We start from the raw sequence: 11,299 nt of genomic DNA, 5'->3' as shown, positions 1-11,299 counted from the left end.
CCGCGTCGCGATCCTGCGGCCCGACGGCAGCGAGGCCGGCACGGACGAGCCAGGCGAGATCGCCGTCGCCCGCCCCGATCCGGTGATGTTCCTGCGCTACTGGAACCAGCCCGAGGCGACCGCGCGCAAGTTTTCCGGCGACTGGATGCTCACCGGCGACCAGGCCCGGCGCGACGCGGACGGCTACGTCCACTTCGTCGGCCGCGACGACGACCTGATCACCTCGGCGGCCTACCGGATCGGCCCCGCCGAGATCGAGGCCTGCCTGTGCGCCCACCCGGCCGTGGCGCTCGCCGCCGCGGTCGGCAAGCCCGATCCGCTGCGCACGGAGATCGTGAAGGCCTTCCTCGTCCTGCGCCCGGGCTACGCCGCCTCGCCGGCGCTCGCCGACGAGATCCAGGCCTTCGTGCGCACGCGGCTCTCGGCCCACGAGTACCCGCGCGAGATCGCCTTTCGCGACGCCCTGCCGATGACCACCACCGGCAAGATCATCCGTCGGGCGCTGCGCGACGCGGAGTGAGGCGGATGGCCTCCCTCCCCCCCTCTGCGGGGGAGGGTGGGCCTCGCGTCAGCGAGGGTCGGGAGAGGGGAGCGACCTCTCCGGACAGCGCGCTCCCCTCTCCCGACCCGCTTCGCGGGCCACCCTCCCCCGCAGAGGGGGGGGAAGAGCCCTGTCGAGACTTCAGCGGCTTCCCCGGACGGGGTTTCGCCTCACACGAACAGCCGCTCGCCCTGCAGGTCCTTGTACAGCCCCGCCACCTGCTCGCCGTAGCCGTTGTAGATCAGCGTCGGGACGCGGGTGTCGGTGCCGAGCACGCGCTCGCTCGCCTGGCTCCAGCGCGGGTGCGGCACCGCCGGGTTGACGTTGGCCCAGAAGCCGTATTCGGACGGGCCGAGCGCCTCCCAGAAGGTCTTCGGCCGCTCGGCCACGAACGAGACCTTCACGATCGACTTGATCGACTTGAACCCGTACTTCCACGGCAGCGCGAGGCGGATCGGCGCGCCGAACTGGTTCGGCAGCGCCTTGCCGTAGATGCCGGTGGCGACGAAGGCGAGGTCGTTGCCGGCCTCCGCCATCGTCAGCCCCTCGACGTAGGGCCACGGGTAGAAGGTGCGCTGGCCCGGCGCCATCTTGCGGTCGAGGAAGGTCGTCAGCTGGACGTACTTCGCCCCCGAGGCGGGCTTCGCCAGCGCCACGAGCTTGGACAGCGGGAAACCGGTCCACGGCACCGCCATCGACCACGCCTCGACGCAACGGTGGCGGTAGAGCCGCTCCTCCAGCCCGATCTTGCGGATCAGGTCCTCGACGCCGAGCTCGAACGGTTTCTCGACGAGGCCGTCGACCTTGATCGTCCACGGGCTGGTCTTGAGCGCGTCGGCGGCCGGCAGCACGGTCTTCGAGGTGCCGAACTCGTAGAAGTTGTTGTAGTCGCCGCTGAAGGCCTCCGGCGTCAGCGGGCGGTCGAGGGCGTAGGCGTCGTTGCGCTTGGCCGGATAGGGCCCCGTGTCGGCGAAGGCCCGCCCGCCCAGCATCGCCGCCGCGGCGAGCCCGGCGGAGCCGCCGAGCAGCGCCCGCCGGTCGAGGAACACGGATTCCGGGGTAACGAGGTGCTCGGGAATCTCCCAGCCGCGCAACCGCTTGATCAGCATCGTCGTCTCCGCACTGTCCTGCCCGCCACGTGTCGCGACCGTCCCCTCGAGGAGCCGGTGGACCGCTGCGCGCGTCTTGTTCGCCGTCTACGGCGGAGGGGTTACCTCCGTTTCGGATCCGGTCGGCGGCGCTTCGTCGCGGAGCATCCGGCGCAGAACCTTGCCGACGTTGGTCTTCGGCAGGCTCTGGTGCAGCACGACCCTGCGCGGCACCTTGTAGCCGGTGAGCTGGGTCCGGGCATGCGCGCGGATCGCCTCGGCGGTGAGCGCGGGGTCGCGCAGGACGACGTGGGCCACCACCATCTCGCCGGTCTCGGCGTGGGGCGCGCCGACCACGGCGCATTCGAGCACGCCGGGATGGGCCGACAGCACGTCCTCGACCTCGTTCGGGTAGACGTTGAAGCCGGAGACGAGGATCATGTCCTTCATCCGGTCGACGATCCGCACCTGGCCGTCCGTCTCCATCACGGCGATGTCGCCGGTGCGGAAGAACCCGTCCGCGGTGGTCGCCGCGGCGGTCTCGTCGGGGCGCTTCCAGTAGCCCTTCATCACCTGCGGCCCGTGCACGCAGATCTCGCCGGGGGTGCCGGCGGGCACCGGCATCCCGTCCGAGCCGCGGATCGACACGTCGGTCGAGGGCAGCGGATAGCCGATCGTGCCGGACCACGCCGCGAGGCGATACGGGTTGACGCAGACCACCGGCGAGGTCTCCGACAGGCCGTAGCCCTCGATGATGGTCTTGCCGGTGATCGCCTTCCAGCGCGCGGCGACCGCGCTCTGCACCGCCATGCCGCCGGCTACCACGTAGTCGAGCTGCGAGAAGTCGACCGTGCCGATCTTCGGGTGGTTGTTCAGCAGGTTGAAGAGCGTGTTGACGCCGGAGAAGTGGGTGAACCGGGTCCTCGACAGCGTCCTCACGAAGCCGTCGCCGTCGCGCGGGTTCGGGATCAGGAGGCAGCTCCCGCCGGTGCGCATGAAGAAGAAGAAGCAGCAGGTCAGCGCGAAGATGTGATACAGCGGCAGCGCCGTGACCATCACCCGGCCGGGCTCGTCGAGGCCCTCGAACCAGACCTCGCTCTGGACGACGTTCACCATGATGTTGCGGTGGGTCAGCATCGCCGCCTTGGCGACGCCGGTGGTGCCGCCGGTGTATTGCAGGAAGGCGAGGTCGTCCTGCGTCACGGCGGCCTTCGGCGCCGTCAGCCCCCTGCCCTGACGCATCACCGCGTCGAGCCGCACCGCCTTGCCCGCCGGCAGGACGAAGGGCGGCACCGCCTTCTTCAGGTGGCGGGAGGCGAGGTCGATCACCCGGCCCTTGAGCCCGAGGCCGTCGCCCGGACCGGCGAGCACCACGTGGTCGAGGGCGATCCCGGGCAGCGCCTCGGCGACGGTGTGGGCGAAGTTCTCGAGCACGAACAGGATGCGGGCGCCGGAATCGTTGAGCTGCGCCGACAGCTCGCGCGGCGTGTAGAGCGGGTTGATGTTCACCACCGTGCCGCCGGCGACCAGCACCCCGAAGATCGCCACCGCGTAGGCCGGCACGTTCGGCATCATGATCGCGACGCGGTCGCCCTTGGCGAGGCCCTGGGCGGCGAGCCACGCGGCGACGGCACGGCTGGCGCTCCCGAGCGCGGCATAGGACATCGAGGAGCCGAAGCACGTCAGCGCCGGCCGGTCGGCGAAGCGCGCCGTGCTGGTCTCGAACAGGTCGACGAGGGTGCCGAGGCTGTCGGCGTCGATCTCCGCCGGCATGCCCGGCGGGTAGGCGGCGAGCCATGGGCGCGGTGCCCGGCTGTCCTGGATCACGGCGTTTCTCCATCGCGCGCGGCATTCGCGGCCACGCTTATCGGCTTTGTGCGTTCGCTCCCCTTGGCCCGGACTGTGGGGGATCGCTCCGCCCGCGGCAAGCAAGCGCCGGCGCCCCCGCGTCCGGGTCAGCGGTCGTTCTCGGTGGTCAAGGCGTCGAGGCGGGTGCCCTCGCCGCCGGTCTGCGTGAGCCGGACGCCGGAGCTGCCGTCCTCGCTGAAGGCGACGCCGGCCGTCATCAGCGCGCTGCGCAGGACCTCGACCTGGCCCGAGGGCGGATCGCCGGTGCCGGCCTCGAAGTCGCGCACGAAGCCCGCATCGAGCCCGGACTTGGCGGCCAGGTCGGCCTCGGACCAGCCGAGCAGCCCCCGCGCGGCCCGCGACTGGACCGGGCTCAACGGCCTCGGGGCAGCGCCGCTCTGCCCACCTTCGTCAGATCCCGCCAAGCCGAACTCTCCTCGATTCGCCGATCTGGCCGACCGCCATCCGGTGCGTGACAACGGAGCGGAACGCGGATCGTTTCAGAATTCCGGCGAACGGCCCCGAATCCTGCGGACGGGCCGGCGAACTTCGCGCGGGACGCCGACAAAAGCCCGCCTGCGGCCGCCTTGACCACAATTGTGCTGAAATCCTATCGCATTGGCGCTTCCGCGCGCCGCCACGGGCCCAGGCACGGGCTCCCGAATGCCTCCAAGGCATCCCGAGGGTGGCGCACCGGAAACGAGGGACAAGGGGCGTACCATGAAACCGATGCTGATCGCCGCTCTGGCCTGCGCCGCCGGTGCGCTGGTTCTCACCACGGCGACCGAGACGAGGGCGCAGAACTCGATCAGCGGCTTCGGCAAGGGCAACCGCCGGCCCGGCGGCGAGGACAAGAAAGAGCAGTACATCCCCGGCGCCAAGCAGACCGAGAAGGTGTTTCCGCTGGACTCGACCTGGACCGCGGTGAGCATCAACGGCAAGCCGTTCGGCGGCACCGACCGGCCGAGCTTCATCATCGACAAGCAGTACCGCGCCCGCGGCTACGGCGGCTGCAACACCTTCGCGGCGACAGCCTTCCCGCTCAAGGAGCAGCACCTCGCGGTCGGCCCGCTCGCCCTCACCAAGAAGTCCTGCGACAAGAGCCTCCAGGCGACCGAGCAGGCTTACTTCGTGGCGCTCCGCACGGCGGCGCAGTGGGACATGGTCGGCTCGCAGCTCGTGCTGAAGAGCCCCAACGGCGAGCTGAAGTTCGACCGCGCGCTTTAAGGCGCCGTTGACCACGCTTCCACGCGGCCGGGCCCGATTCACCAGGCCTTGAGACGCCCCCGCGCCTTCTTCGATCCGGTTCACGGTCGGAGGGGCGCATGGCGGCAAAGATCGGTCTCGGGCGAGCGACCCTCCGCGCGGGCGTGCACGACGCCTCCCGCTACGTCGCGCCGCCGAGCTTCCACCCCGGCGCGGCCTGGATCGCAGCCGCCGTGCCGCTCCTCGGCCTCCTTCTCGCGCTCGGCGCCCGCTGACGCAGCCGCCTCGACCCGGCCGGCGAAGAACGATCTTCCCCGTATCGCCGGCCGCGCAGAAGCGATCTTCCACGCTTCGGCGAGGTACGCCGACGCGGGAGAAAATGATCGCCGTATCCGGCACTTGGCCCGATTGCCCCCGCCCGCCGCACGCGATATCCCGGCTCCGGAAACGCCCGGTCCCGCCCCCGCGCGGGCGGCCCGGCGCGCCGTCACCTGAGCGTCCTTCGGAGATTCGCGACCATGGCATCTGTCGAGACCCCAGCCCGCAAGCCCGGCCATGGCCGCGTCTACGGCTCGATCACCGAGACGATCGGCAACACGCCGCTCGTCCGCCTGAACCGCCTGCCGCAGGCGCGCGGCATCGACGCCGAGATCCTGCTGAAGCTCGAGTTCTTCAACCCGATCGCCAGCGTGAAGGACCGCATCGGCGTCAACATGATCGACGCGCTGGAGGCCTCGGGCAAGCTGAAGCCCGGCGGCACCCTGGTCGAGCCGACCTCCGGCAACACCGGCATCGCGCTGGCCTTCGTGGCCGCCGCCCGCGGCTACCGCCTGATCCTGGTGATGCCCGAGACGATGTCGCTCGAGCGCCGCAAGATGCTGGCCTTCCTCGGCGCCGAGCTGGCGCTGACGCCCGGCCCGCAGGGCATGAAGGGCGCCATCGCCAAGGCCGAGGAGCTGCTCGGCGAGATCCCCGGCTCGGTGATGCCGCAGCAATTCTCGAACCCCGCCAACCCGGAGATCCACCGCAGGACGACGGCGGAAGAGATCTGGAACGACACCGACGGCCAGCTCGACGCGTTCGTGGCCGGCGTCGGCACCGGCGGGACGATCACCGGCGTCGGCTCGGTGCTGAAGCCGCGCCTGCCGAACCTGAAGGTGTTCGCGGTCGAGCCGACGGATTCGCCGGTCATCTCCGGCGGGCAGCCGGGGCCGCACAAGATCCAGGGCATCGGCGCGGGCTTCATCCCGGACAACCTCGACCGCGCGATCGTCGACGGCGTGATCACCGTCTCGAACCAGCAGGCGTTCGAGACCGCCCGCGAGCTCGCCCGCCTCGAGGGCATCCCCGGCGGCATCTCCACCGGCGGCAACGTCGCGGCGGCGCTGGAGCTGGCGGGCCGGCCGGAGTTCAAGGGCAAGCGCATCGTCACGGTCGCGTGCTCGTTCGCCGAGCGCTACATCTCCTCGGCGCTGTTCGAGGGCGTCGGCTAGACCGGGACTGCCACGATTTGGGCGCCGGGCCTGGGGCCCGGCGTCACACAAAACACAGGATCGTCCCCCATCCCGTCGTCAACCGCCCGTTAACGACGACGCCGCAACGATCGTCGCCGGGCCGATCTCGACGATGAACGGGGCTGACGAATGACCTTCGACGACGCGCGCGACGACTTCTCCCGTCTGCACCGCATCTTCAGCTTCCATCTCGGGGTCGCCGTCGGCCTGTCGTGGCTGACCACGCTCTACGCCGCCTGCTACGCGCCGTGGGTGCGCAACATCCGCGCGATCCTCGACCCGGCCAACGGCCTCGACCACATCGAGAGCACGGTCTCCTACCTGTTCGTGATGCCGGCGCTGCTGACGCTGGCCTGGGTCTCGCTGGTCTTCGGCCGCGAGGTGATCCGCCGCTCGCAGACGCTTCCGAGCGTCGCCATGGAGTTCGCGGTCGCGGCGCTGGTCGCCTTCGGCGTGTTCTACCTCTCGATCGACCGCGCCGTCGCCGCGCTCTACGCCGGCCTCTGACGCGAGCAGGGCGGTTTCTCCGCTCCCGCTTCGACAGCCAAGCGATCCCTTTCCCCGCGTGCGGGAGGAGGGCGCATCATCCGGTCGAGCGTTGAGAGGGCTTGAACCCATCCCGGCCGGGTCGGAAACGCGTCCCCGGTTTCGGGGCGGCCCAACCATGCGTGCACACGCCCTTTCAAACGCCTCCGGCTGCGTGTAGACGCGGGTCTCAACGACAATCCCGCCGCCTGCGCCCATCCGCGCCGCCCCGAGAGCCGGGCTGCGCGGTCGGGCACGTGTGAGCGCATCCAAGGCGTCCGATGCCGAAGCGCACCGATATCTCCTCAATCCTCATCGTCGGTGCGGGGCCGATCATCATCGGGCAGGCCTGCGAGTTCGACTATTCCGGCACCCAGGCCTGCAAGGCGCTCCGCGAGGAGGGCTACCGGATCGTGCTGGTCAACTCGAACCCGGCCACCATCATGACCGACCCGGACATGGCGGATGCGACCTACGTCGAGCCGATCACCCCGGAGATCGTCGCCAAGATCATCGAGAAGGAGCGGCCGGACGCGATCCTGCCGACCATGGGCGGCCAGACCGCGCTGAACTGCGCGCTCTCGCTCCAGCGCATGGGCGTGCTGGAGAAGTACGGCGTGCAGATGATCGGCGCGACGGCCGAGGCCATCGACAAGGCCGAGGACCGCCATCTCTTCCGCGACGCGATGACCAAGATCGGCCTCGAGACGCCGAAATCGGAGCTCGCCAACGCCTCGGTGCCGAAGAAGGCCGACCGCGACAGGCGCCTCGCCGAGATCGCCCGCATCGAGGCGCAGTGGCCTGCGGGTGCCGACCGGGACGCGGCGGTCGCCGCCTTCGAGAAGACCTGGCATGCGGGCGAGGGCGACCGGCGCAAGCGCTACATCGAGCACGCGCTGGGCCAGGCCCTGATCGCGCTCGCCGAGGTCGGCCTGCCGGCGATCATCCGGCCGTCCTTCACCATGGGCGGCACCGGCGGCGGCATCGCCTACAACCGCGAGGAATTCCTCGACATCGTCGAGCGCGGCATCGACGCGTCGCCGACCAACGAGGTGCTGATCGAGGAATCGGTGCTCGGCTGGAAGGAGTATGAGATGGAGGTCGTCCGCGACAAGGCGGACAACTGCATCATCGTCTGTTCGATCGAGAACATCGACCCGATGGGCGTCCACACCGGCGATTCCGTCACCGTCGCGCCGGCGCTGACGCTGACCGACAAGGAATACCAGGTGATGCGCGACGCATCCCTCGCGGTGCTGCGCGAGATCGGCGTCGAGACCGGCGGCTCGAACGTGCAGTTCGCCATCGACCCGGCCACCGGCCGGATGATCGTCATCGAGATGAACCCGCGCGTGTCGCGCTCCTCGGCGCTGGCGTCGAAGGCCACCGGCTTCCCGATCGCCAAGGTCGCGGCCAAGCTGGCCGTCGGCTACACCCTCGACGAGATCGCCAACGACATCACCGGCGGCGCGACCCCGGCCTCGTTCGAGCCGACGATCGACTACGTCGTCACCAAGATCCCCCGCTTCGCGTTCGAGAAGTTCCCCGGCGCCGAGCCGACGCTGACCACCGCGATGAAGTCGGTCGGCGAGGCGATGGCGATCGGCCGGTGCTTCGCCGAATCGCTGCAGAAGGCCCTGCGCTCTCTCGAGACCGGGCTCACCGGCCTCGACGAGATCGAGATCGAGGGGCTCGGCAAGGGCGACGACCACAACGCGATCAAGGCGGCGATCGGCACGCCGACGCCGGACCGGCTGCTCAACGTCGCGCAGGCGTTGCGCCTCGGGGTGAGCCATGCCGAGGTCCACGCCTCGTGCAAGATCGACCCGTGGTTCCTGGAGCAGCTGCAGGGCATCATCGACCTGGAGAACCGGGTCAAGGCGCACGGCCTGCCGGCGACGCCGGGCGCGTTCCGCCAGCTCAAGGCCGCGGGCTTCTCCGACGCGCGCCTGGCCGTCCTCGCCGGGACCGACGAGCCGTCGGTGCGCGAGGCGCGCCGCGCGCTGAAGGTGCGGCCGGTGTTCAAGCGGATCGACACCTGTGCCGCCGAGTTCAAGGCGCCGACCGCCTACATGTACTCGACCTACGTCGCCCCCTTCGCCGGCACGGTCGCCGACGAGGCCCAGCCGACCGCGGCCAGGAAGGTCATCATCCTCGGCGGCGGCCCGAACCGGATCGGCCAGGGCATCGAGTTCGACTATTGCTGCTGCCACGCCTGCTACGCGCTGTCGGAGGCGGGCTACGAGACCATCATGGTCAACTGCAACCCGGAGACCGTCTCGACCGATTACGACACCTCCGACCGGCTCTACTTCGAGCCGCTGACGCAGGAGGACGTGCTCGAGATCATCGAGACCGAGCGGCAGAACGGCACCCTGCACGGGGTCATCGTCCAGTTCGGCGGCCAGACGCCGCTGAAGCTCGCCCGCGCGCTCGAAGCCGCCGGCGTGCCGATCCTCGGCACCTCGCCGGACGCGATCGACCTCGCCGAGGACCGCGACCAGTTCAAGCGGCTCCTCGACAAGCTCGGGATGAAGCAGCCCAAGAACGGCATCGCCTACTCGGTCGAGCAGGGCCGGATGGTCGCGGCCGACCTCGGCCTGCCCTTCGTGGTGCGCCCGAGCTACGTGCTCGGCGGCCGCGCCATGGCGATCATCCGCGACGAGACCCAGTTCGCCGACTACCTGCTCGACACCCTGCCGAGCCTGATCCCGTCCGAGGTCAAGTCGCGCTACCCCAACGACAAGACCGGCCAGATCAACACGGTGCTCGGCAAGAACCCGCTGCTGTTCGACCGCTACCTGTCGGATGCGGTCGAGATCGACGTCGACGCGGTCTGCGACGGCACCGACGTGTTCATCGCCGGGATCATGGAGCACATCGAGGAGGCCGGCATCCATTCCGGCGACTCGGCCTGCTCGCTGCCCTCGCGCTCGCTCTCGCCCGAGATCATCGCCGAGCTGGAGCGCCAGACCAAGGCGATGGCGCTGGCGCTGAAGGTCGGCGGCCTGATGAACGTGCAGTACGCGATCAAGGACGGCACGATCTACGTGCTGGAGGTGAACCCGCGCGCGTCCCGCACGGTGCCGTTCGTCGCCAAGGTGATCGGCGAGCCGATCGCCAAGATCGCCGCCCGGGTCATGGCCGGCGAGGCGCTGGCCGCGTTCGGGCTGAAGAAGAAGGTCCTCAACCACATCGCGGTGAAGGAGGCGGTGTTCCCGTTCGCGCGCTTCCCCGGCGTCGACGTGCTGCTCGGGCCGGAGATGCGCTCCACCGGCGAGGTCATCGGGCTCGATGCCGGCTTCGGCGTCGCCTTCGCCAAGAGCCAGCTCGGCTCGGGCACCAAGGTGCCGCGCTCGGGGACGGTGTTCGTCTCGGTGCGGGACGGCGACAAGGCACGCATCCTGCCCTCGATCCGGCTGCTGGCCGGGCTCGGCTTCGCGATCGTGGCGACCGGCGGCACCCAGCGCTACCTCGTCGAGAACGGCGTCGCCTGCGACCGGGTGAACAAGGTGCTCGAAGGCCGGCCGCACGTGGTCGACTCGATCAAGAACGGGGACATCCAGCTCGTCCTGAACACCACCGAGGGGGCCGGCGCGCTGTCGGACTCGCGCTCGCTCCGCCGGGCGGCCCTCTTGCATAAGGTGCCGTACTACACCACTCTGGCCGGAGCGATGGCGGCGGCCGAGGGCATTCAGGCCTATCTCGAAGGTGACCTTCGGGTCCGCGCCCTGCAGGAATACTTCGCAGCCTGAAGCCGGGCGGCGACACGACGTTTCTGACCGATCGCGGACCCTGCGCTCGGACAGGTTTTGGAATCTGGCCCGGAGGGCGCGGCATCCCCGCGTCCGGCCGGGCCTCTTCATTGTGGCGCGAGACGATGGCGATAGACAAGGTTCCGATCACGGTGCGTGGCTTCGCAGCCATGGAGGAGGAGCTGAAGCACCGCCAGCAGGTGGAGCGCCCGCGCATCGTCGCGGCGATCTCCGAGGCGCGCGCGCACGGCGACCTCTCCGAGAACGCCGAGTATCACGCCGCCAAGGAGGCGCAGTCTCACAACGAGGGCCGCGTGCTCGAGCTGGAGAGCCTGATCGCGCGCGCCGAGATCATCGACGTCACCAAGCTCTCGGGCGACAAGATCAAGTTCGGCGCGACCGTGAAGCTCGTCGACGACGATACGGAGGAAGAGAAGACCTACCAGATCGTCGGCGAGCCCGAGGCCGACGTGCATTCGGGCCGGGTCTCGATCACCTCGCCGATCGCGCGGGCGCTGATCGGCAAGGGCGTCGGCGATTCCGTCGAGGTGACGACGCCCGGCGGCGGCAAGTCCTACGAGGTCGTCGGCATCCGGTACGGGGGCTGACCGGTGCGGATGGCGCGACGCTGGATCGCCGGGCTGCTGGCCCTCCCGGCTCTGGCCGCACCGGCCGTGACCGCCCTGGCCGTGACCGCTTCGGCCGTCGCCGCCCCGGCCTCGGCCGGCGATTTTCCGAGCCTGCAGGGCGACCGCTTCTCCGACGTCCGCGTCGACGTGCGCCCGCTCGTGGCGCTCGGCGCCGGGGCCCAGGCCGAGGCGC

Annotated in this window: 9 protein-coding genes and 2 pseudogenes; 8 read left to right on the top strand and 3 right to left on the bottom strand. The window is 70.1% G+C overall.

Features of this window, described 5'->3' with window-relative positions:
* A pseudogene (locus FV223_RS10635) lies at positions 1 to 520 on the top strand (AMP-binding protein); the annotation flags it as partial.
* A gap of 191 nt (positions 521 to 711) precedes the next feature.
* On the opposite strand, the gene msrP reads toward FV223_RS10635, so the two are convergent.
* The 3 genes from msrP to FV223_RS10620 form a co-directional block, all read right to left on the bottom strand.
* Positions 712 to 1,650: a protein-methionine-sulfoxide reductase catalytic subunit MsrP gene (msrP, locus tag FV223_RS10630; protein ID WP_147727016.1), complete on the bottom strand. Its 939-nt coding sequence runs from the start codon at positions 1,648 to 1,650 to the stop codon at positions 712 to 714.
* An 87-nt stretch (positions 1,651 to 1,737) separates the two neighbouring features.
* On the bottom strand, positions 1,738 to 3,456 hold the full coding sequence (locus FV223_RS10625) for an AMP-binding protein (RefSeq protein WP_147727015.1): 1,719 nt from the start codon (positions 3,454 to 3,456) through the stop codon (positions 1,738 to 1,740).
* 128 nt (positions 3,457 to 3,584) lie between these two features.
* Complete coding sequence (locus FV223_RS10620) at positions 3,585 to 3,854, bottom strand: XRE family transcriptional regulator (RefSeq protein WP_147727018.1); 270 nt, start codon at positions 3,852 to 3,854, stop codon at positions 3,585 to 3,587.
* A gap of 343 nt (positions 3,855 to 4,197) precedes the next feature.
* Between FV223_RS10620 and FV223_RS10615 the strand changes: the two genes are divergently transcribed.
* The 7 genes and pseudogenes from FV223_RS10615 to FV223_RS10590 all read left to right on the top strand — a co-directional run.
* Positions 4,198 to 4,704, top strand: coding sequence for an META domain-containing protein (locus FV223_RS10615; RefSeq protein ID WP_147727014.1), 507 nt, complete (start codon positions 4,198 to 4,200; stop codon positions 4,702 to 4,704).
* A gap of 98 nt (positions 4,705 to 4,802) precedes the next feature.
* Positions 4,803 to 4,958, top strand: a complete 156-nt coding sequence (locus FV223_RS30285) for a hypothetical protein (RefSeq protein ID WP_187276110.1) — start codon at positions 4,803 to 4,805, stop codon at positions 4,956 to 4,958.
* Positions 4,959 to 5,201: 243 nt separating this feature from the next.
* Complete coding sequence (gene cysK, locus FV223_RS10610; protein WP_147727013.1) at positions 5,202 to 6,176, top strand: cysteine synthase A; 975 nt, start codon at positions 5,202 to 5,204, stop codon at positions 6,174 to 6,176.
* A 150-nt stretch (positions 6,177 to 6,326) separates the two neighbouring features.
* On the top strand, positions 6,327 to 6,704 hold the full coding sequence (locus FV223_RS10605) for a hypothetical protein (protein ID WP_147727012.1): 378 nt from the start codon (positions 6,327 to 6,329) through the stop codon (positions 6,702 to 6,704).
* A gap of 299 nt (positions 6,705 to 7,003) precedes the next feature.
* A complete protein-coding gene (gene carB, locus FV223_RS10600; protein WP_147727011.1) occupies positions 7,004 to 10,477 on the top strand; it encodes a carbamoyl-phosphate synthase large subunit in 3,474 nt (1,157 codons plus the stop codon).
* A 131-nt stretch (positions 10,478 to 10,608) separates the two neighbouring features.
* Positions 10,609 to 11,085 (top strand): transcription elongation factor GreA, encoded by a 477-nt coding sequence (gene greA / locus FV223_RS10595; protein ID WP_187274882.1) that lies wholly within the window; start codon positions 10,609 to 10,611, stop codon positions 11,083 to 11,085.
* A 9-nt stretch (positions 11,086 to 11,094) separates the two neighbouring features.
* Positions 11,095 to 11,299: pseudogene (locus FV223_RS10590) on the top strand (hypothetical protein); the annotation flags it as partial.

Origin of the sequence: Methylobacterium sp. WL116 (genome assembly GCF_008039455.1) — a bacterium.
Lineage (GTDB): Bacteria > Pseudomonadota > Alphaproteobacteria > Rhizobiales > Beijerinckiaceae > Methylobacterium.
The sequence above is the reverse complement of the archived record's forward strand: the minus strand, read 5'-3'. Positions and strand labels throughout refer to the sequence as shown.

What these genes read in the sequence shown, in the direction of transcription:
- FV223_RS30285 (WP_187276110.1), top strand. Translation starts at nt 4,803, where the DNA reads ATGGCGGCAAAGATCGGTCTCGGGCGAGCGACCCTCCGCGCGGGCGTG.
- msrP (WP_147727016.1), bottom strand. Translation starts at nt 1,650, where the DNA reads ATGCTGATCAAGCGGTTGCGCGGCTGGGAGATTCCCGAGCACCTCGTT.
- carB (WP_147727011.1), top strand. Translation starts at nt 7,004, where the DNA reads ATGCCGAAGCGCACCGATATCTCCTCAATCCTCATCGTCGGTGCGGGG.
- FV223_RS10615 (WP_147727014.1), top strand. Translation starts at nt 4,198, where the DNA reads ATGAAACCGATGCTGATCGCCGCTCTGGCCTGCGCCGCCGGTGCGCTG.
- cysK (WP_147727013.1), top strand. Translation starts at nt 5,202, where the DNA reads ATGGCATCTGTCGAGACCCCAGCCCGCAAGCCCGGCCATGGCCGCGTC.
- FV223_RS10605 (WP_147727012.1), top strand. Translation starts at nt 6,327, where the DNA reads ATGACCTTCGACGACGCGCGCGACGACTTCTCCCGTCTGCACCGCATC.